Source organism: Glaciecola sp. 33A, assembly GCF_002836745.1.
In the GTDB taxonomy this organism is placed as follows: domain Bacteria; phylum Pseudomonadota; class Gammaproteobacteria; order Enterobacterales; family Alteromonadaceae; genus Glaciecola.
In genome coordinates this window covers 126,988-147,008 of record NZ_PJAR01000038.1, presented here as the reverse complement: position 1 = coordinate 147,008, position 20,021 = coordinate 126,988, and the positions used below count along the sequence as shown (strand labels likewise).

Below are 20,021 nucleotides of genomic sequence, written 5' to 3'. Positions count from 1 at the left end.
ATGGATGCTTAACCGGCACTAGTCTGTCAATTAATCACATAACCATATTGTTTTTATTTAAACCAATCTATAATTCTTGTTAATGAATTAGTATTTCTTGTTATTTCCGTTATTGAGCTTGCTTTAGTAATTCTCAACTGGCCGAAATCATTTATCGGTTCGATTGGTGCTTTCGCATCACCATAATAGTATGTTTCTGTTTTTCCTTTGCCGTCACCTAAATATGAAATAACGACCGTATGATATTCATCTTTTTTACTCATATAAATACTTCTGAAAACCAATAAACGTTTCTCGGATCACTGATGGCGAACCAAGCTCGTCAACAGCATCGCTAATGGTGTTGTACTTAAGTTCGATTAGACTACGCATTTTATTTGGCGATAACTCTGCCACGCCGTCTTCAACGTATTTTCCAAGGATGAAATTGATAAACTCTAGCTGCTTATTATCAGTAAACGCTTTTTTGATACTTGGGCTTGTCGTTGTAACTCTAGCTTCACGACTAACAGCTTCACTGGCGAAAGCTACATAGCGCAGTACGTCGTATACATCGCTATCTTTAGCATCAATAAGCTCTTTCATTCCATCAAGCTTTTCTTCATCGTAACCGGCTTCTGATAAGCTTAAAAGTAATGCTTCCCGTGTGGTTGGGTCGCTCCATATTTCGCGCAACTGGTCTTCATTTTCAAAAAAATCAGGTAAATCTGAGAATAGACGCTCTACAAATTCTTTGGCTGTTATGGGCTTATCGCCGAACCAATACATTACCGATGAAATATGTTTTATTTGTCGAGTCTTTCCATCACTTAATTTAATGACAACCTTTTTATTTTTCTGGCATTCACAGGGGATAGAGTCACAATCTGGGCAACGAGATGGCTCACAAACACAGGGTACTGAATCGCATTTTTCACAAATAGGTTGACCACATACACAGGGCTCATACCCGCAATCTACACAAGGTTCTTTAGGGCACTTGCATGGGCTAAAACTACAAACTTCGCACGGAGTTTTTTTGCAACTGCAAGGATTGTCACCACATACTTCACATTGATTTTCTGGAGGTAAGGGTTCGCCATCCCATTCGGGGTCAGCAAAATTATGATGTGCTTTTACAAAGTCATAGATTGTGAAATAGTCTTTCCCTTCATACATTCGCGTACCACGACCAACAATCTGTTTAAACTCAATCATATTGTTACAGGGACGCATAAGAACAATGTTGCGTACGTTACGCGCATCAACTCCCGTAGAGAGCTTTCGAGAAGTGGTTAATATGGTCGGTATAGTTTTTTCGTTATCAGCAAAAATCTTAAGATCGTTTTCGCCGGCGGCTCCGTCATTTGCGGTGACGCGAACGCAATAGTTTACATTACTCGTCCAGCCTTTCTGTCTAGCGTATTGATTAATAAAGTCACGGACCATGCCAGCATGTGTCTGGGTAGCGCAAAATACAAGCGTCTTTTCATTTGGTTTGAATTGATCCATCCAGTATTCAACACGCTTTTTTTCTCGTTCTGGGATGGTAATAATGCGATTAAAATCACCTTCTTTGTAAAGACGTCCAGGTTCAGGCTCACCAGTGACGACCACTCCGTCACCTGGACTGTAGACGTATTCATCCATAGTACCGACTGTAGGGTAAACTTTGAACGGCGTTAAGAAGCCGTCATTGACTCCCTGCTTTAACGAATATTTATATACTGGCTCATTAAAGTACTCATATGTATCAACGTTGCCATCGCGTTTAGGAGTAGCTGTTAAGCCTAGATGAACCGCTGGTTTAAATCTGTTTAACACGTCTCGCCATCTACCTGCTTTATTCGCGCCAGCTCTGTGACACTCATCAATTACAACTAAATCGAAAAAGTCTTCCGGGTATTGGCCCAGATAGGCGGTAATGTCTTCGTCAGGATCGCTACCAGATAAAAATGTTTGAAAAATAGAAAAGAAAACACTGGCATTTTTAGGCACCTTCCCCGTTTTTTTAACTTCTTTTGGATTTACTCGGCAAATTGCGTCTTCACCGAAAGGACCGAAATCATTGAAGGCTTGGTTGGCTAATATATTGCGATCTGCTAAAAATAAAATACGGGGACGACGTTTGGCTAATTCAGGATTTTTCTGCGCGGTTAAACTCCACCGACTTTGAAACAACTTCCATGCTATTTGAAAGGCAATACAGGTTTTACCGGTTCCAGTTGCTAATGTCAGCAGTATTTTTTGCTTCCCTTCAGCTATCGCCTCTAGTGCGTTATTAATTGCATTTTCTTGATAATAACGAGGTTGCCAGTCGCCTTTTGTTTCAAAGGGTATTGTAGCAAACCGCTCACGCCACTCTTTTTTGAATTCAGGTGCTTGTTTATCTTGTTCATTAAAGGTTAGGGCCCAAATCTCATCCGGTGATAAGTAACGCTCAACCAGCTTTTCTTCGCCAGTGACCATATCAATTTGATAAATGTCATGCCCATTCGTTGAATAAGCAAATCGGCACTGTAAGCGCTCAGAATAGTCTTTAGCTTGCCGCACCCCTTCGGTATAGCTCAAGGCTTCCTTTTTAGCCTCTATAACTGCTACTTTCTGACCTTTGTGTATAAGCACGTAATCGGCAATCAATCGTTGACTACGCTTTCCACCGACTAATATGCGGCCTTTAGTAATTTCATATTCCCGTCGAATACGGCTATCGCCAACTTGAAACCAACCATCATTTTCGAGGCGGGGATCAATATGGTCAGCGCGCGTTTCCGCTTCATTGCGGTTCGCTTTATTCTTCGGGATAAACGTCATGCGGCAATTCCTTTGCTTTTAGTCAATTCACCAGTAAAGGCTTTTTGCAGGATGGATTTTTTGAGTTCGTCTAATGCAATTATCTTGCCTTCGTAGATTTTTTTTAATGCTATTATCCCTGAATCAAATTCAGAAATATCTTTCCCTAAATTTACTTGACTTTTCATATCTGGCAAACATAATTTTAAATCCAGAACATCACCTCGGGAAATTCCCGGAATTGCAGCACCGTTAGCTAATGACTGAAAATATTGATATTGCGTACTTACAAACCAATAGAGTATCTCTCCCTTGGCATTAGTTGGGCGAATGGCCATCAACTGCCGGCTAATAGCTAATTCTTTATCGTTCATAACATTAATTTTACCAACTCCTGAACCCTTCACAGTGATTAAAATGTCACCCTTAATGGCTGTCCTTTTTGGATGTTCCGTCCACTTAGTGACCACCGGATAAATTTGACCAAAATCTGAGGGACCAGTTAAGTAACCAATACCTGTCCGCTCAGAATTATAATCCTTTGCATCTATATGCTGACCAGATATTAATTCACATAAATTACCTAAATTATATATTTCCCACCCCTCACCACGCTGACTAAACACCTGCTGCAAATAGCTATCAAACAACTCACGGGCGTTTTTAAGGTTACGCTCGGCTGTGGCGCGCGCTTTGTCGATGTCTGCAAAGGCTTGGTCGAGAATGGCAACGATGCGTTTTTGCTCTTCTACATTTGGAAATGGCAGTATACGACTTTCCATTGATCCTTTTGTAACGTGGACCATTGTTGTTCCCGTGCCCTGCTCAGATTTAATAAGCTCCTTATCCCAGTCTAGTAAGTAATAGAGATAATTCTTATCTACCAACTCATCATCTATTTCTATCTTCCAAATATGATAGTGATAGATGACTTTACCACCTTCCCAAATCCTAGGCCCAAATGAGGCTGACCAAGCATATAAAAGGTCGCCATTATCACAATATTTGTCAGCTCCTAACTCCATATCAGAATAAAACCACCCCCTATTTGTGAAGAAGTTACCTACTCTTAGCAGCGGATAAGGTCCCTCTGATAACATTTCGTGCTTCTTATAAGCTCTACCATTAATAAGTCTGCAAACATCACTTAACTTAAGATTAGCCCAGCTCATCACAAAAGCGCCTTGATATTACTTAAAATAGCTTCACTCTCTTTGTCCAGCGCAATAATTTCTTCTATAATTTCAGATGGTTCGCGTAGGGCTATTTCTTCCGCAATATTGGGATTTTTAGTCGATAGGTCCCAAGTTTTTTCGTCTAATTCATTTGTAGCTACTGACCAAGACTTTTCAGATGATTCAAACGTCTTTTGTAATTCAACAAAGTCTTGTAAGTCCTTGTCGTTAAGCGGATTGGTTTTACCCATATTACGGCCAACGTTCAGCTCGTAGAACCATGTGCTTTGAGTGGCTTCACCTTTGGTAAAAAACAGCACAACGGTCTTAACACCAGCTCCTATAAATGTGCCTCCTGGACAATCGAGTACTGTATGTAAGTTGCAGTTTTCCAGCAGTTCTTTTCGCAAGGCAATAGCGGCATTATCGTTATTGGAGAGGAACGTATTTTTAATCACCACGGCCGCACGCCCCCCAGGCTTAAGCGACTTAATAAAGTGCTGCAAAAATAAAAATGCCGTTTCGCCCGTTCTGATCGGGAAGTTTTGTTGAACTTCTGGGCGCTCTTTGCCGCCAAATGGTGGATTAGCCAAAATGATATCGTGCTGATTATTAGGAGTAATGTCTTGTAAATTCTCACCAAGAGTATTTGTATGAATTACGTTAGGTGCTTCAATGCCATGCAATATCATATTCATGATTGCAATTACGTAGGCTAGCGATTTTTTCTCCTTAGCGTAAAATGTTTTTGTTTGAAGTACGTCTAGCTCATGTGTAGATAGTTGTTTTTTCTCGGCTCCGCCTTTACGCATATAATCAAAGGCCTCACACAAGAAGCCTGCCGAGCCAGCAGCACCGTCATAGATGGTTTCACCAATCTTAGGCTTTAATACGTCAATCATGGCGCGGATAAGCGGTCGCGGCGTATAATATTCACCGCCATTACGGCCAGCGTTACCCATGTTCTTAATTTTTACTTCATATAAATGAGAAAGCTCGTGCTTATCGTCTTGTGAGCGAAAACGTAATTCATCAATTTTCTCTAATGCGTCTCTCAAAGAGTAGCCACTTTGGATCTTATTTTTTATCTCACCAAAAATTTCACCAATCTTATACTCGATGGTTTGAGGACCATCAGCACGTTGTTTGAAGCCCTTCAAGTAGGGGAAGAGTTCGCTATCAACGTAGTCCATCAAATCATCGCCGGTTAAGGCGTTGTTGTGGTCAAAGTTACCTTCCTTGTCTTTTGGAGCAGCCCACTTATTCCAACGGTGCTCTTCATCAATAATGTATTGATACTCTTGCCCCATTAGTTCAGCTTCTTGCGACTTAATGAACTCCAAGTCATCCAGGTACTTTAAGAACAGCATCCAAGAGGTTTGTTCGGTATAGTCTAATTCACTTGAGCAACCGGCATCTTTGTGAAGAGTGTCGTCAATATTTTTAAAAGTTTGTTCAAACATCTATGTTGGTTTCCATTACATCTTTAGATTTTAGTTTTCGCCCGCTTAATTATAAGTCTAAAGCCAAGCCGGTTTATATTTGATTCTGCGCTATGGGTTTATAGCCATACCCCAGATTACTAATTAATAGGCTTTTTATATACATTTTTAACTCGATATTTGTTAGCGTCGCTGATAATGATATTCAGTAATGCCTATCAGGCCTGAACCACCATCTTTATAGTTTAAATCCACTTCATTTATCGTTCTGCCTATCATTGTTAATGCTATACTCACAGCACTACCACACTAGTCTATGATGGTTGCCAGCAAAACAGCCTGGGCATATCGACACCGCTTCATATCGCATAAGCGTAACGTAATATTCAAGGCTACAGTTGAGAGACTGAGCGTTAACTCGTGTCGTTCTCACAAATGGGTTGAGTGGCGCTTGTACACACTCTGTTTCGACATTCTGTTGTTGGGTGCCGGTATCTGCTTGTTCAAATGTTGGTATATCATCTTCTGACTCTTTATTACTTTCCGGCTCCAGGTGTCCATCGTTTTCCTTAACCGAATTGTAAGACAATGGGTGAATGTCATTACCCGTTAATTGATATAAATAGTGGATTGCTTCCTGAGCTTGTTTAAACGCATTACCAAAGTAAAGCTCTTCATCTAATCCTTTCAACCAATATTTTAAATATGCGGCATGATCCGTTCGAGGTTGAATTTGATTATCGAAACGCGCGCATATTAGTGCCGTTCCTAACTCAGCTATTAGCTCTTCTAGTGCTATGTTTTCATGCTCAACATCACCCAGCGTTGATCTGTTCAATCGAGATAAGTGACCTGTCCAATGGATAAGTTCATGAATAATAGTCGCGTAATAGTTGTGATCTGCCGGCGCATTTGCAGATGAAGTGAAGTTTTTTCTATGGGGGATAAATATGCTGTCACATTCTGAATTATAATAGGCATTACCGTCATGAAAGTGGATATTAGCGTTGCAGTTTTCTATAAAATCGTCAATTAATAATTCATTTTGGAATTGATCAAACAAGTCTAACTGGCTTTTATCATGTGCTTCAATTTGGTCACCATTGAATAACTTGACCAATTTAAATCCGACTATACGTTTGTCGTTTATTTTTTTATCTCGTGTTGAAATACAAAAAATAGGTCTATGAATTTTTGTAGGTATTGAGCTTTTTTGTACTTTTCTTTTACTCTTGCTCCAATCGGATAATTCAGCCCATTTTGCGCTGGTGTATCCTTCATCTTGTGCTGATCTGATAAGAGCTATAGCGTTGTTGCCAATATAAATATGGCCGCTTATAGGATTATAGGGCTCTAAAACGCCATTGTGCCAGGGCATCCGCCATTCATCCAGTGGACTTCCTAACTGCTGCTTGATTACACTGGCTAAATTATCGAAAGATGCTACTACAGACATTCGTTCTATTCCCTGAACCTGTTTTGTCTCAAAATACTACGCTGTACTCTAGCACTACACTATAAACTTTTGCAGTGTTTTTATTGGCTAGATAATTAAAAATAGTTTAACGTGATGTGGAACGATCCGTAAATAAATGTTGTGCCATTTGCTCGATATTAATAATTTTTAGGTGAACAAAATGACCGAACCCAAAGCTACATATAAAGTAAACGGAGTTATCTATACTTCATTTCAGAAGCCTTTGATTGTTCTGTGCCTGCGCGATACATACTCAAGCCATCCATAAACGAATTACCCATGATCTCAAAATCTAATGTATTGCCATTTTCTCAAAAAAAATGACTGGTTAAATTTATACAATGACTTTTACGTATATTTAGATTTTGATTGATGGATATAAATGTAAAAGAAATTTATATTCGACGAATTTTATTAACGAGGTTATATTAATTGTGCAAATGTAATACTTTCAAAGGAACTGGATATGAGCTACACAGATGGTGATGAGTTTGAACAGGTTGTTTTAAAAACATTCAAAGGCGAAAGTGAAACTCGACCACGAGTGAAACCAATAGATGATTTTTTTGATAACATGAAGGTAGAATTTCCTCGAAATCTTAGAGAAAACTATCCTATTGGAACTACATTCATTGCAACTGTAAAAGTCTGTCAAAAACATAATAAAGATGGTTCTTTGCGTGGTCCTAAATATTTAAAGGCAGACACAAGCACCATAGATGTTCATGAAAAATCTAAATCATCTGAAGAAGAAATGGCTGTTCAGAAGACCGGAACGCAAAGTGGTCGTGCTTATGAATATATTCGAAGAACTGGCGTAATTGAAGATACTGCTGCTGAATCTGATTTTAATCAACTAAGAGAAATTGCTTACTCAAAGGCTTTAGATTTAGTTGAAAGTACAATCTCTCAGGCTAAAATACGAGCGCGGCAAGAAGTAATCAAGAGATATGCTTTACTTAGGTCTAAAAGCCAGTGTGAGGCATGTGAAGAACCGGCTCCATTTCTGAAAAAGAATGGAGAGGCTTATCTAGAAGTCCACCATATTATTGAATTATCAAAAGGGGGAGCAGACGCTCCAGATAATGTTGCGGCTATTTGTCCAAATTGTCACGCCCGTGTTACACATAGTGGTGACGCCAATATTTATAATACAACGATACAAAATAAAATTCGCAAGCTTGAAGATGCAATAAATAAGTTAACATAAACCATTGAACAGAGTATGACGGCTTTGCCGCAATAACATGCTCAACTATCATTAATTTGTTAGCTTTTTATTTATCTCCAATACCTGAATTAGTAATTCTGCGAGAAAATCCTGGATAAGATTTATCGAGGTCATCCAATATAGAATTAACCAACAAGCAAGCATCTGAAATTATATCGGGCAGACTTTGTTGCTTCGGATAGCGATGGAGTCTGTGAAGTGGATTTCCGCATGTTTCGAAGCAGGATTCTCGAACCGGCCCCCATGTTCCATGTGAATACCCAGAAGTCCACGAATAGTGTGCGTCGTAGGCATCTTTAACTCCTGTTCTTTCGCTAATTCTCCTGAGATCCAAGCCACTCCAGCTCCCTAGCTCGATGTTTAAAAACTCTTCCCAAAGATCTTCGCCAGCTATCGCTTCAATGGTGCTCTGATTAATATGCTTGGGCGGGTCCATTAGCTCATCAAATCGTAAAGCATTTAATTTCGCTTGCCCGGCTCCATAAGCACGCCATTTCTTCCATAATTCCGGATCATCTTTATCCAACAAATACCTCAGTGAAATGTGAGCTTCGAGGATTGTTCTGAGACCAAGTCTTCCAAGAATACCGGTTCCAATACCTACACCTAGCATTTCGTCGAGGACTCTTATTACATAAAGTGTTATACCAAATACAGCATCGTGTCTCGCGTCAATAGCGGTTGTAGAGTGTGTGTTAGACCAATGTGACTCGATTTCATTTAGGAGCGACGTTACATCAGCCCGAGAGACAAAAGGTGCTTCTGCAATTATTGGCTCTTTTTCTTCCATAAGAGCAAAACAAGGCGAGTTTCTCCACGCTTCATCCCAAAAAGCATTTGGCCATGTCAAATCTCTCTCGACAAGAGGGTTTTCTGCCAATTCCGAGGCTCGAATGAATGGTCGTATTTCTCTTAGATCACCCTTATACGGATAGCCTAACCATGTCTCTGCCGTTTCTCGGGGCACATGAAATTTTCCCGAAATGACCCGAGCCATCAATTTAAGCCAGCGACAGTCCGTAGCTTCTTGAGACTGATGCGGCAGATTGAAACCCACAGCATTCATCAAAACAGAAATATCGGGCTCTTCTTTAGGTAATAACTTAACCCATGTTTCCCTAGCAGGTAAGTTATCGAATAAACTTAAAACTACTAGCGCTGATGCGGTTTTTTTGTTCTCCAAGATAAACCCAATAAATTGCCCTCTTAACTCTTCAGGGAGCTTTGAAATGCCAGTTAAAGAAATATCTGAAAACTGTTCTTTTTCTCCGTGCTCACCAATGAATGAAAGTATTCTTAGGAATTCTTCAATAGCGTAATCTTGGTCATCAATCACTCGGATGATCGCAGCCCAAATCATTTCGGGAAGTCTTTCATTCGACCAAGACGAAAAAGTAACCTTATCAGCCACTACAGCAAACCCCGACTGTAACTGTTTCCCAACTTTTTTGTGATCATGAAGAGAAGTCCTATTTTTACCACTTCGTGATTTATTTCTCTTGTTTTTACTTTTTGGCATTCAATTTTCAATCCATGTTGAAGTGCGACTCTGAAAGCTAACAACTTATCATATAAGAATAAGTTAAATAAACACACGATCAAAAGCTCTTCTATATTCTTCTCTGAATTTTTTCTCCCTCAAAAGTGTTTCCTCTTTCAACCTGGCGTATGTTTTGTATCGCATCCATTTGGGTTTTGATATTGCGCTGATACCATCCATCGGTTTTAAATGTTTTCCATTTAATTTATTTTGCTCCTTACATACCGCTCTAGTAGCTCTGAATAAACTCCCTTCGTTTGAGCTTGTATGATAAATATTGTGACATGTACGGCACCTGAAGTTGCTTGCAATATAAAGGATTAGTGCTTTTTTATTGCAGCCTGGACAAAGTAACCATCGACGCACACCACCAAAGTTACATGGTGTTTTGGTTATATTGACGTAATCAACAGCGCTAGTTCGCTCAACACGTTTGCTAATCGAATAATGTAACTCCAATACCTCATCTATCAAGCGACAATCAATAGAGGCATTAACCGTATTTCGATTACGCCATTCCAACGTGAACTGACAATTTTGGTCAAAGGGAACGAGCTTGGTTAATTTGCGCAAATCAATACTAAAAAAATCTTCAGTCGTTGCTTTTGATTTGAACTTCCGATATGTACCAGAGCCGATGCCACCCATATTCATTTACCTTTTTCACCCAAATTATTAGCGTAAACTAATGAATTTAGTTCTGTTGTTTCTCTTAATATACCTATACCACCTGTACCAAGCTCCTTAAGCCCTTTAAATACCGAGTGTATAGAAGGTATAGGTAAAACATGCTTATCTAATAACTCGTTATTACCTATACCCGCTAAATGCCTTTACTTATAAGGACTGCTTCAACTTGGTATAGGTGGCTTAGGTAAACGTCAGTTAATCGAATATTTCATTAACTTCATGGCCTAAATGTTTTGCGAAACGAGTCCTAAATTCAGTAGCATCTGGAAGTTCGTAATATTTCCCTTCTCCTCTGCCTGAGCGACCAAACATATTTATTTTTAGTTTTTGCATCAATTTGCCTATTTGGCTTTTTGCACCTAGTGGCTTGATAGATAAATTTTTATCAGCCGCCCAATTACAATATTTATAATTTAAATCAGAACTAGGTATGCGAGTGGCACCATCAAACGGCTTAAGCAGTGACAGCTCGTAATGAAAATATTCTAGTAAGGGTTTTAATCCTTGGAGTTTTTCTTCTATCAAGCCTTTTGTTGCTGGTGCTTTGTATGGGTTAAAGGTACTAAGGTCTATATTGTTTAAGTGGTATAAAAATGCTGCTGCGCCATTTGTCTCGATTTGTTTATTAAGTGCCTTCCAATAATTAGTATCATCTATCGTGTGCTCAGAAGGTTCTAGTATAAGAAACCGGCGCTCTCGCGTTCCAGCAGAAATTACTTGATCATGATTGCCTGTAAAAATGAACCGCGCCATATTAGGAATTGGTTCTGGGTCAATACCCTTCAATTCAAGGCTAATAGCAGGTTCAGAAATAATACCTTTAGCTCTGTCGAACACTTTCTTTTCAGTCATATCAATTTCATCACCAAATATAAGTAGACGTCCTGCTAGTATCCCATTAAAGCGACCCATAATTTGATAACTGCCGTTAACCTGATGTGCGTTAGAACCAAGCATCTTCTTAAGGAGTTTATAAATAGTTCCTTTGCCTGTGCCCTCCGCTGATTTCATCAAAACAGCGACTGTAGGCTTTTCGTCGGGCTTTTGAAAAATATGAGCTAACCACTCAATGAAGTAAGTAAATGCCTTAGTATCATCAGCGCATAATACGTCCCTAATGTGCTTGAGAATTAACGCAATATCACCTTTTTTAGGTTCACATCCAAAACCTTGAAATGTATTAAACATATTGTCCGGAAGTTTCCGTATATTTGGGTAATATCCTATTCCGTTGGAATAAAATGCTTTACCTGGCCACTTGCACCAAGCCTGCCCTTGGTTTTTATTTGCTACTTTGGGTTTGTGCGAATAGTAATGATGAAAGTCACTTATTCTCTCAAATGTCATACGAACGCCATCTACAGGGCATGGTTTGTAACTCATAATCCGGTGGTTACCCCCAATAACAACGTGCGAGTATTGCTCGTTCATTTTAATCAACAACTCAAGTTCGCAATTTGTTAAAGTGTTACCGTCAATCATGTTTTGAGTAGATGGGATAGATTGGTTAAATTCGACGATGTTATTCATAGCCTTTCCTCCTTGTGAATCGCGTTGTAATAATCGTTCCAATCAGTCAGTCCGGCTCGTTTATCTTCACTATTAAAAGGAGGGAAACTAACTGAGCCCTTTACCATACTGGCCGCATGATTTGCTTTTAACTTGCCAGGGTTAATACCCGTTGCTTCTTCTGTTAAAAAGTCGTCATCGCCGGCAAATATAATTTTAACATCGGGCCATTTTTCTTTTATAGCATTACCCACAGGTAGTAAGTTCGCGGCAGTCATTGCAGCTAAAACAGGTATGTGAGTCATTTGATAAAGGCTCGCTGCCGTAGCGTAGCCTTCACAAATAAGTACTTTAGGAACCTTTTTTAATTCGACAAGCGATAACCCGTTAAAGCCATAAGGACAACAAGAACCTGTTATTCGTCCACCTTTTAAAAATCGCTTATTACCATCTAGGAATATTCGTTGTAAATTTTCCACGTTACCACTAGATAAATTAACTAGCGGCACGAGCAATTCGCTGCCAGTGGCTTTTAAACCAATAGCACACTCGATTCCTTTGTCGGTTAAATAAGGGTGTATCGCTGCCTGATCCGCGGCTTCGTATGTTTGCCTGGCATACCTTGCAGTTTTCCTTTGAAGTAGTTCTTTTTTGCGTCCCCTTAGTTCGTTACTTTGTTTTATTCTAAGGCGATCTTGTTGAGTATAACTCTTACCATTTTGCTTAAAGGTTTCTGTTAATCCTGTTTGCCAGTCCCCCATAACTAATAGTTCATTGAAAGCGATATACCACCCATTGTTACTTTTAGGCTTTGAGATTGTAGGAACTCGGTGTAGCTCTTCATCCTGAACAACGTGTTCCACTATCAGACCAAATTCATTGGCAGCCTGTGTTTGCGAATAAATCATGCGGCTACCCTCCTTGAATTTCTAATCTTTGAGTAGTGGGTTAGAATGTCACGTGCTTTTACAATTGATTTTTCATCAACTAATGAATACCGAGTAAAATGCGTGAGGCCTCCACGACGATGCCTGTGTGGTTCCATTTTTCTATCAATAATTAAACCATGCCTATTTGCTAAGCTTGATATAGTGGAATGTAAGCAAGTTTCACCGTATGCCTGAAGAGCTTCAAGCTCTATCATGCCGGCAGGACCACGAAAAATTAGTTCATCAATACATAGTTCTATTTTGAACGGTGCTTTTATTTTGGTATACTTAACGTGTCCAGTTAAGGCGCTGCTTTGGGTTTCTGGAGTGGCGTTTTTCATTTTATCTCACCCCATTAGACAATTCTTGACGTTGTTCAACTAAACTAGAAACTAGCTGTTTAATTTCGTCATTGTTTTTGCCTGAGGCTATTGCTGCTGCCATTGCATCAAGTTCATATGAAATCCAAACCACGGACCTCAACCCCATTGCACAGTTTGGTAGGAAAGTACCTTCGTTTATCCTATTTGCTAACGTTGATTTTGAGAACCTAAAACGTTTCAAAACTTCTGATTTACGCTGGAAATGTATTTCTTTGGACATATAAATATCTATTTGGTGATTGTTGGAATGGTCCCCATGATAAATATTTGTGTGTTTTTTCTAAGGTGAAAATCAAATTTTGATTTTCACCTTGACAAACCTCTTATAATTCTTTTAGCTTTTTTCGAATCTCATTATAATGACTATCGATAGTTTCAGGTGAAAGAAAGTGTTGTTCAGCAACTTGGTTTTTTGCTTCTTCGTATGACTTCCCACCTTTTCTCAAATTGTATATTTTAGAATAAATAATATATTTCAGACCGATGACTCCTTGATGGCCTGATGATGACTTAGATATTTTTAGTTTCTCTAATGCGTATTTTTTACCTATAGCCTCATCCATTGCTTTGATAGTTAGCAAAGACAACTCTCTCTGTACAGAGTCTGGTAAAATTCCATCGGAACTCAATAGCAATGCAAACCTGATCTCAGCTTGTGTACTGAATAGTTCTTCTGAGGGGATTGATTTGTTGCATACATTATTAAATTTAGCATAGTAGTCATCGTAAATTTTATTTGCGCCTGGATACCTTTCAGGAACCAACACTCCATAAGTATTCTGTCCTTCAACTATCTTGAGAGAGGCAAGAACACCTCCGATGTGTATCGCCATGTCAGTACTCCATTATTGGTTTTTCATGTTGTAGCTTTAAAAAACTTATCAAAAGTTTTATTAATACCCATGATAATTACGCACCTTTCAAATTTGAAATTTAAGGCTATCTAACTATCCTTAGCGTTTTAACATTGCTCAGGCTCATGTTACCGTTAGAATTTTGTTCTATATGGTTTGACCAGCAATCCATAAGGCTTCTCCTGCGTTCAAGATATTCAGAGCGGTTGTATGCGCCTCTCACTGAATTTCTATCTGTATGTGCCAAAGCGCTTTCTATTAAATCGGCGTCATGACCTTGTTCATTTAGCGTAGTACTAGCTAGAGATCTCAAGCCGTGTGCGACTAGCTTATTGTGAAACCCCATTCTCTTCAATGCTAGGTTAGCAGTTGATTCATTAGCATGCCGTCTAGGATTTCTATCACCAGGGAAAACGAATTCCCTATGCCCGCTGATTGGCTGAATTAACTCCAAAAGTTGAATAGCTTGGTCTGTCAAAGGAACGATATGCTCTCGCTTCTTTTTCATTCTTTTGGCAGGAATGGCCCAAAGCTTATTATTTAAATCAATCTCTTCCCATCGAGCACCAGCAGCTTCGCCGGGCCTAACCATTGTGTGTAATTGCCATTCGATCAAACATCGAGTAACAATTTTAATACTAGCTGTATTTAACGCCTTCATTAAAATCGGTAAGTCAGCAGGCCTAATTGTAGGCATATTCGTTTTTATCGGTGCTTCAAATGCTTTACTGATGCCCGCTAGTGGATTGCTATAAACAACGCCCGTGTTAACAGCAAAAGTCATTATTTGATTTAATCTTTGGCACAACCGCTTTACCGTCTCTAAACTTCCTGCTGCTGACAAAGGCTTCAAAACCTTAATTACGTCTACAGCGTTTACCTTTGTTATTGGCGTTTTTCCCAATGACGGAAAAATATGCTTTGTCAGTGAACGAAATACATCTTCAGCATATGCTGGTGTTAAAGATGTTTCTTTAACAGCAAACCATTCAGTAGCAACTTTTTGTAAAGTATTTGAGTGCTCCTGTTGTAACTGGCGTTTAGTGTTTTCACGATGGGATTTAGGATCTATATCCTGTGAAAGCAAAACCCTTGAACCATCTCTGGAATCGCGAGCTTGTTTCAGGCTAACTATTGGGAAAGTACCGAAGCTAATGTTACTTCGTTTATTGGTATAAGGATGATAGTAGTTGAAAAGCCAGGTTTTGGTTCCGTTTGGTTTAACACGAAGCGCAAGCCCCCCACCATCTGACAAGTTATATTCCTTATCTTTCAGCTTTGCTTGACTAACCTCTGTATTAGTTAACGGCTTAGTGATTTTCGCCATGTTAGTAACACCAATTTATTTAACAGAAAGTAAATGTTACTTATGATGTTACTATAAATATAGGATGTTACAAGTTCACAATGGATGCTACTGGCAATAAAAAACCCGCTAAACCCTTTTTTAATATAGGCTGCGGGTCTTTATTGGTTCTTATCGAACCTGTGTATGGCGGAGAGAGAGGGATTCGAACCCTCGTTAGGTTTAACCCTAAACACACTTTCCAGGCGTGCGCCTTCAGCCACTCAGCCACCTCTCCAATTGGCGCGTATAGTAAGGAAAACCTTGGCAGCTTTCAAGTACTGATTTACGCATTTCCTTTTAATGTCATGTTTAATTCAGCGGCAAAGCCAAGCATCCTGTTAAGTGGTACTAATGCGCGCTGACGCAATGCTTCCTCTACAAAGATTTCTTTACCTTGGTGATCCACCAATGCGTCTCTCATAGCCTCTAAGCCATTCATTGCCATCCATGGGCAAAGTGCGCAGCTGCGGCACGTAGCGCCATTACCCGCGGTTGGTGCTACAATAAATTCTTTGTTTGGTGACAACTGCTGCATTTTATAAAAAATGCCTTTGTCGGTGGCGACAATAAACTTCTGATTGGGAAGCTCTGTAGAAGCCTTTATTAGCTGAGATGTAGAACCAACAGAGTCTGCCATTTCAATCACGCTAGCAGGCGACTCAGGGTGCACTAGCACCGCTGCGTCGGGATGTAAGTGCTTTGCTTTGAGCAATGCTTGCGCTGAAAACTCATCATGCACAATGCATTCGCCATTCCACATGAGCATTTCTGCGCCAGTTTCTTTTTGAATGTAAGCACCTAAATGTTTATCTGGCCCCCAAATAATTTTCTTACCTTGACTATCAAGATGTTCAACAATTTCAAGTGCAATGCTTGATGTCACTACCCAATCCGCCCTAGCCTTCACTGCAGCTGAGGTATTTGCATAAACCACAACGGTATGATCTGGGTGTGCGTCGCAAAATGCAGAGAATTCCTTAACTGGACAACCTAAGTCGAGCGAACAGGTTGCTTCGAGGGTTGGCATAATGACGGTTTTATCTGGGCTTAAAATTTTAGCAGTTTCACCCATAAATTTTACGCCAGCAACTAACAAGGTTTTTTCTTGTGCATCACGACCAAATCGCGCCATTTCAAGTGAGTCTGAAATACAGCCGCCGGTTTCTTCTGCTAAGGCTTGAATAACTGAGTCGGTATAATAATGCGCAACTAACACCGCATTTTTCTGCTTAAGAAGTATTCTGATTTCTGACTTGAGTTGCTCAGCATAATCCGAGGTTATCGGTATAGGCCTAGCTGGAAAAGGATAAGATATGCGTTGTAATTGTACTGCGTGGGTCATATGCAAAGTGTGTAATTTGTTATGGTCCGAGTAGTATAACTCAGTGCGTCCAAGAATTCACAGATTGGTGCTAACAAATTTACCAGCTTGAATTGGTTGTTTGTAAACCTAGATGACGGTTTGTATTTTTTGACTTGTAAGAAAGAAGTGGTGGGTCGTGCTGGGTTCGAACCAGCGACCAATTGATTAAAAGTCAACTGCTCTACCAGCTGAGCTAACGACCCACTTTCAAAGGATGGTTGGTGTAGATAATTGGTGGGTCGTGCTGGGTTCGAACCAGCGACCAATTGATTAAAAGTCAACTGCTCTACCAGCTGAGCTAACGACCCAATGTGCTTTTCCTGCGTTGCTTATCTACCTCAACGGCGGCATATAATACTGAAATCGAAACTCGGTGCAACCTTTAAATACGATTTATTTGATTTAACTTTAAAACTGCATGTAAAGTAAACAAAAAGCTCATAGTTTAAAAACTACAAGCTTTTTAATTGTTCATTTGCCAAACGGCTTGGTGTTGCGTCAGGGTACTCTGCAACCACTTGTTCGAACAAACGCTTTGCTTTTGCCTTGTTACCGACTGATTTTTCAACCATACCAAGCTTCAAAATCGCGTCCGCACGCTTCGGGGAATCAGCAAATTTATTCACCACACTTTCAAATTGCAGCCTTGCACCATCCCAATCCTGTTTATTGAACAACAACTGACCTAGCCAATAATGTGCATTATCGGTGTAGCTCGAGTTTGGAAAAGTGGATAAAAAAACTTGAAAAGCAGGAATAGCGTCATCGTAGTTGCGTTCTTTGAGTATCAGATTAACTGCTGACTGATAAGCCTGCTCTTCAGATTGGCCAGCTGGACGATTACCTTGTGCGCTTGGCGCAATAACCCCGACTGAATTTCCTGCTGATGCTGTCTGTTCCGATAAATCAGAGAAGCGATTTTGTAACTCAAGATACAGCTCTCTTTGACGCTCTAATATTTGTCCTAATTGATGATTGTGGAGCTCAATAGATCCTCTTATCGTATCGACGTCGCCTTGTAACATGTCAAGTTGTTGCTGGACACGCTGTTGAGCCTCAACACGGCTTTGGTCTTTGCGTTCGAGTATCAACAAGCGAGTGGCAACGTCCGTCGGATTGGTGATGACCGGAGGCGTGTTTTGCACCTTGGTATTTTGAGCGGCGGCATTTTGAGCCTGATTAGTTTGTTTTGGATCATTTAAATCGACAATAGGCGCTTGAGCAAAAGCCCAAGCGCCTGTGAAACTAATAAGACCAACTACAATAATTGGTTTAATCATGATTGCTTACTGATAAACCACAATACCGCGACGATTTTGAGCAAATGCATACTCAGATCCGCCTTGAACTGCTGGTTTTTCTTCACCGTAAGAAACAACTGATACTTGTGCAGAGCTTACGCCTGCATTCATCAAGTATGTCTCTACAGATTGTGCACGACGTTCGCCTAATGCAATGTTGTACTCTGGTGTACCGCGGTTATCACAGTGACCTTCGACTACAATTGACTGTCCTGGGTTCTTAACTAGGAATGCAGCATGCATATCTAGTACTGAATGAAAGTCAGATTTAACTGATGCTTGGTCGAAGTCAAAATAAACAACGTTTTGAGCAACCAACGTGGCTTTTTCACTTTCGAACATATCTTTGGCTTTTTGAAGAGCATCAGCTTTAGCAACATCAACACGCTTCGCTTCAGCATCAGCGACCGCTTGTGCATCAGCAACTTGTTGTGCAGCAGCTTCTGCTTGGCTATTCGCTTCAGCTTCAAGTTCTGCATCTGTTGGGCCAGACTTACATGCCGCTAGGGTTACTAAAGGCACAACCATCAAAAGCGTTTTAAGTGCGTTTTTGTTCAACATACTAGATCCTTATTATATTTTAAAATTCAATTTACAGTAAAAACGGCGACCAACTAGGAGATTTAACTTCCCCATCAGCCACTGGTTCTTTAAACGAGAAGCGTCCGTCAAGTGAAACCCATGCTAATGCTGGTTTTCCATTCTCTAGCACGCTATATATTATCATACTTCCATTCGGCGAAATACTGGGCGACTCGTCCAGATAAGTATTCGTCAGCACCAACATGTCACCGTTTTTTAAATCTTGCTTAGCTATATGATAATCACCTCTGGTGCGATTTACGATAACTAATTGCGAATTGTCAGGGGTTATAGCACCGCCTAAATTCATCTCACCTTCAAAAGTTAGCCTACTTTTTCGGTTGCTTGCTAAATTTACTTGATAAATCTGCGGTTTACCACCCCGTTCCGAAGTAAATATCAAGCTTTTTCCATCTGGCGTCCAAGAAGGCTCTGTATCAATTGCTCTATTTCGCGTGATCCGAGTTAAATTTCGAGTTTGTAAATCCATTATGTAAATTTCTGGATTACCGTCCTTAGACAGCACCATTGCTAGCTTCTTGCCATCAGGTGAGAAATTTGGCGCGCCATTGATGCCAGGAAAATCGGTCAATCTTGTGCGACTTGTCGTATAAATATCCTGTAAATAAATTTGCGAGCGTTTATTTTCAAAACTCACATAAGCCAAAGTGTTGCCATCTGGCGACCATGTTGGCGACATTAAAGGCTCGGGAGATGACAATAACGTTGTTGGATTTACATTATCGTAGTCGGCTATGACTAAACGATATGGTTTTGGGTTGGTATCGCGATCTAACACTTTGATATAAGCGATGCGTGTTAAGAAAGCGCCTCTCTGACCGGTTAACTTTTCATATACAATGTCACTGATAATATGAGCATATTGACGAAAATCACTGCCATTAATTGTTTTGGTGCGTTTTTCGATAACGTGGTCACGTGTCATGACCAATTTTCCGTTCTCGAGCGTTTTGGCCTGTCCGCCTGTTGCTTGCGCACGCAAAACATCAACCAGCTCAAAAGTCACTAAAAACTGGTTCAACCCTGTTGATTCAACACTTCCGACTAGCACCATATCAATGCCTTTTTGTGCCCACGCAGCATAGTTTATTTCAGTATCTGTGGTTGGAAACTGGGGCATTAATGACAACTTCAAGGGATTAAACTTACCACTGCGCTGGAGATCAGAAGCGACAACTTCGCTTAAATTTTCTGGCAAAGATGTATTGCCTAAATATTTAAACGGCACCACACCAATTGGGCGTGCAGACTCAATACCACCGGTAATGATTATTTCATTAGTAGCGGCGTTCAGTTGAAAGTTAAAAAATAATAGGACAGCGGCTGCCATTATCGTTACTTGTTTGCTGCTAAATTTGAATATCCAAGTTGTCATGAATTTAGACAATCCTCTAGTTGGTATTA

At 40.1% G+C, this 20,021-nt stretch carries 18 protein-coding genes and 3 tRNA genes; 1 reads left to right on the top strand and 20 read right to left on the bottom strand.

The features are described 5' to 3' along the window. Positions 1-53: 53 nt before the first annotated feature. From CXF81_RS09520 to CXF81_RS09500, 5 genes are all read right to left on the bottom strand, one after another. A complete protein-coding gene (locus CXF81_RS09520) occupies positions 54-263 on the bottom strand; it encodes a hypothetical protein (protein WP_101181126.1) in 210 nt (69 codons plus the stop codon). Next, positions 256-2,793 (bottom strand): EcoAI/FtnUII family type I restriction enzme subunit R, encoded by a 2,538-nt coding sequence (gene hsdR, locus CXF81_RS09515; RefSeq protein WP_101181125.1) that lies wholly within the window; start codon positions 2,791-2,793, stop codon positions 256-258. The genes CXF81_RS09520 and hsdR overlap by 8 nt, the downstream gene beginning before the upstream one ends. Continuing rightward, positions 2,790-3,944, bottom strand: a complete 1,155-nt coding sequence (locus tag CXF81_RS19880) for a restriction endonuclease subunit S (RefSeq protein WP_157825539.1) — start codon at positions 3,942-3,944, stop codon at positions 2,790-2,792. The genes hsdR and CXF81_RS19880 overlap by 4 nt, the downstream gene beginning before the upstream one ends. Next, positions 3,944-5,410, bottom strand: coding sequence for an N-6 DNA methylase (locus CXF81_RS09505; protein ID WP_101181124.1), 1,467 nt, complete (start codon positions 5,408-5,410; stop codon positions 3,944-3,946). The genes CXF81_RS19880 and CXF81_RS09505 overlap by 1 nt, the downstream gene beginning before the upstream one ends. A gap of 280 nt (positions 5,411-5,690) precedes the next feature. After that, the gene (locus CXF81_RS09500; RefSeq protein WP_101181123.1) at positions 5,691-6,845 is read right to left on the bottom strand and encodes a zincin-like metallopeptidase domain-containing protein; all 1,155 of its coding nucleotides are present in this window, start codon (positions 6,843-6,845) and stop codon (positions 5,691-5,693) included. Between the two features lie 487 nt (positions 6,846-7,332). Between CXF81_RS09500 and CXF81_RS09495 the strand changes: the two genes are divergently transcribed. Further along, positions 7,333-8,076, top strand: coding sequence for an HNH endonuclease signature motif containing protein (locus tag CXF81_RS09495; protein WP_101181122.1), 744 nt, complete (start codon positions 7,333-7,335; stop codon positions 8,074-8,076). A gap of 67 nt (positions 8,077-8,143) precedes the next feature. Here CXF81_RS09495 and CXF81_RS09490 read toward each other — a convergent pair whose 3' ends face one another. From CXF81_RS09490 to tolB, 15 genes are all read right to left on the bottom strand, one after another. Beyond that, positions 8,144-9,616 carry a DUF5677 domain-containing protein gene (locus CXF81_RS09490; protein ID WP_101181121.1) on the bottom strand — a complete coding sequence of 491 codons (1,473 nt, stop codon included), beginning with the start codon at positions 9,614-9,616 and terminating at the stop codon, positions 8,144-8,146. Between the two features lie 63 nt (positions 9,617-9,679). Beyond that, positions 9,680-10,285, bottom strand: a complete 606-nt coding sequence (locus CXF81_RS09485) for a hypothetical protein (protein WP_101181120.1) — start codon at positions 10,283-10,285, stop codon at positions 9,680-9,682. A 237-nt stretch (positions 10,286-10,522) separates the two neighbouring features. Then, entirely contained in the window at positions 10,523-11,857 is a 1,335-nt protein-coding gene (locus CXF81_RS09480) for a primase-helicase family protein (RefSeq protein WP_101181119.1), read from the bottom strand. Then, positions 11,854-12,744, bottom strand: a complete 891-nt coding sequence (locus CXF81_RS09475) for a toprim domain-containing protein (protein WP_101181118.1) — start codon at positions 12,742-12,744, stop codon at positions 11,854-11,856. The genes CXF81_RS09480 and CXF81_RS09475 overlap by 4 nt, the downstream gene beginning before the upstream one ends. Next, on the bottom strand, positions 12,741-13,106 hold the full coding sequence (locus CXF81_RS09470) for a hypothetical protein (protein WP_101181117.1): 366 nt from the start codon (positions 13,104-13,106) through the stop codon (positions 12,741-12,743). The genes CXF81_RS09475 and CXF81_RS09470 overlap by 4 nt, the downstream gene beginning before the upstream one ends. A 1-nt stretch (position 13,107) precedes the next feature. After that, entirely contained in the window at positions 13,108-13,368 is a 261-nt protein-coding gene (locus tag CXF81_RS09465) for an AlpA family transcriptional regulator (protein WP_101181116.1), read from the bottom strand. A 103-nt stretch (positions 13,369-13,471) separates the two neighbouring features. Then, on the bottom strand, positions 13,472-13,981 hold the full coding sequence (locus tag CXF81_RS09460) for a hypothetical protein (protein ID WP_101181115.1): 510 nt from the start codon (positions 13,979-13,981) through the stop codon (positions 13,472-13,474). A 106-nt stretch (positions 13,982-14,087) separates the two neighbouring features. Further along, a complete protein-coding gene (locus CXF81_RS09455; RefSeq protein ID WP_101181114.1) occupies positions 14,088-15,329 on the bottom strand; it encodes an integrase domain-containing protein in 1,242 nt (413 codons plus the stop codon). A 166-nt stretch (positions 15,330-15,495) separates the two neighbouring features. Continuing rightward, positions 15,496-15,585, bottom strand: a tRNA-Ser gene (locus tag CXF81_RS09450). 48 nt (positions 15,586-15,633) lie between these two features. Further along, positions 15,634-16,692 (bottom strand): quinolinate synthase NadA, encoded by a 1,059-nt coding sequence (gene nadA / locus CXF81_RS09445; RefSeq protein WP_101181113.1) that lies wholly within the window; start codon positions 16,690-16,692, stop codon positions 15,634-15,636. Positions 16,693-16,840: 148 nt separating this feature from the next. Beyond that, positions 16,841-16,916: transfer RNA gene (locus CXF81_RS09440), tRNA-Lys, on the bottom strand. A gap of 29 nt (positions 16,917-16,945) precedes the next feature. After that, a tRNA-Lys gene (locus CXF81_RS09435) sits at positions 16,946-17,021 on the bottom strand. A 144-nt stretch (positions 17,022-17,165) separates the two neighbouring features. Next, positions 17,166-17,993 carry a tol-pal system protein YbgF gene (gene ybgF / locus CXF81_RS09430; protein WP_101181112.1) on the bottom strand — a complete coding sequence of 276 codons (828 nt, stop codon included), beginning with the start codon at positions 17,991-17,993 and terminating at the stop codon, positions 17,166-17,168. A 6-nt stretch (positions 17,994-17,999) separates the two neighbouring features. Then, a complete protein-coding gene (gene pal, locus CXF81_RS09425) occupies positions 18,000-18,575 on the bottom strand; it encodes a peptidoglycan-associated lipoprotein Pal (protein WP_101181111.1) in 576 nt (191 codons plus the stop codon). A gap of 31 nt (positions 18,576-18,606) precedes the next feature. Beyond that, complete coding sequence (gene tolB / locus CXF81_RS09420; protein ID WP_198556367.1) at positions 18,607-19,992, bottom strand: Tol-Pal system beta propeller repeat protein TolB; 1,386 nt, start codon at positions 19,990-19,992, stop codon at positions 18,607-18,609. Positions 19,993-20,021 lie beyond the last annotated feature (29 nt).

Excerpts from the sequence above, each read along its gene's own strand:
- hsdR (WP_101181125.1), bottom strand. The coding sequence starts at position 2,793 with ATGACGTTTATCCCGAAGAATAAAGCGAACCGCAATGAAGCGGAAACG.
- CXF81_RS09475 (WP_101181118.1), bottom strand. The coding sequence starts at position 12,744 with ATGATTTATTCGCAAACACAGGCTGCCAATGAATTTGGTCTGATAGTG.
- CXF81_RS09490 (WP_101181121.1), bottom strand. The coding sequence starts at position 9,616 with ATGCCAAAAAGTAAAAACAAGAGAAATAAATCACGAAGTGGTAAAAAT.
- CXF81_RS09520 (WP_101181126.1), bottom strand. The coding sequence starts at position 263 with ATGAGTAAAAAAGATGAATATCATACGGTCGTTATTTCATATTTAGGT.
- CXF81_RS09480 (WP_101181119.1), bottom strand. The coding sequence starts at position 11,857 with ATGAATAACATCGTCGAATTTAACCAATCTATCCCATCTACTCAAAAC.
- CXF81_RS09470 (WP_101181117.1), bottom strand. The coding sequence starts at position 13,106 with ATGAAAAACGCCACTCCAGAAACCCAAAGCAGCGCCTTAACTGGACAC.
- CXF81_RS09460 (WP_101181115.1), bottom strand. The coding sequence starts at position 13,981 with ATGGCGATACACATCGGAGGTGTTCTTGCCTCTCTCAAGATAGTTGAA.
- ybgF (WP_101181112.1), bottom strand. The coding sequence starts at position 17,993 with ATGATTAAACCAATTATTGTAGTTGGTCTTATTAGTTTCACAGGCGCT.
- CXF81_RS09500 (WP_101181123.1), bottom strand. The coding sequence starts at position 6,845 with ATGTCTGTAGTAGCATCTTTCGATAATTTAGCCAGTGTAATCAAGCAG.
- CXF81_RS09455 (WP_101181114.1), bottom strand. The coding sequence starts at position 15,329 with ATGGCGAAAATCACTAAGCCGTTAACTAATACAGAGGTTAGTCAAGCA.
- CXF81_RS09495 (WP_101181122.1), top strand. The coding sequence starts at position 7,333 with ATGAGCTACACAGATGGTGATGAGTTTGAACAGGTTGTTTTAAAAACA.
- CXF81_RS09505 (WP_101181124.1), bottom strand. The coding sequence starts at position 5,410 with ATGTTTGAACAAACTTTTAAAAATATTGACGACACTCTTCACAAAGAT.
- pal (WP_101181111.1), bottom strand. The coding sequence starts at position 18,575 with ATGTTGAACAAAAACGCACTTAAAACGCTTTTGATGGTTGTGCCTTTA.
- nadA (WP_101181113.1), bottom strand. The coding sequence starts at position 16,692 with ATGACCCACGCAGTACAATTACAACGCATATCTTATCCTTTTCCAGCT.
- CXF81_RS09465 (WP_101181116.1), bottom strand. The coding sequence starts at position 13,368 with ATGTCCAAAGAAATACATTTCCAGCGTAAATCAGAAGTTTTGAAACGT.
- CXF81_RS09485 (WP_101181120.1), bottom strand. The coding sequence starts at position 10,285 with ATGGGTGGCATCGGCTCTGGTACATATCGGAAGTTCAAATCAAAAGCA.
- tolB (WP_198556367.1), bottom strand. The coding sequence starts at position 19,992 with ATGACAACTTGGATATTCAAATTTAGCAGCAAACAAGTAACGATAATG.
- CXF81_RS19880 (WP_157825539.1), bottom strand. The coding sequence starts at position 3,944 with ATGAGCTGGGCTAATCTTAAGTTAAGTGATGTTTGCAGACTTATTAAT.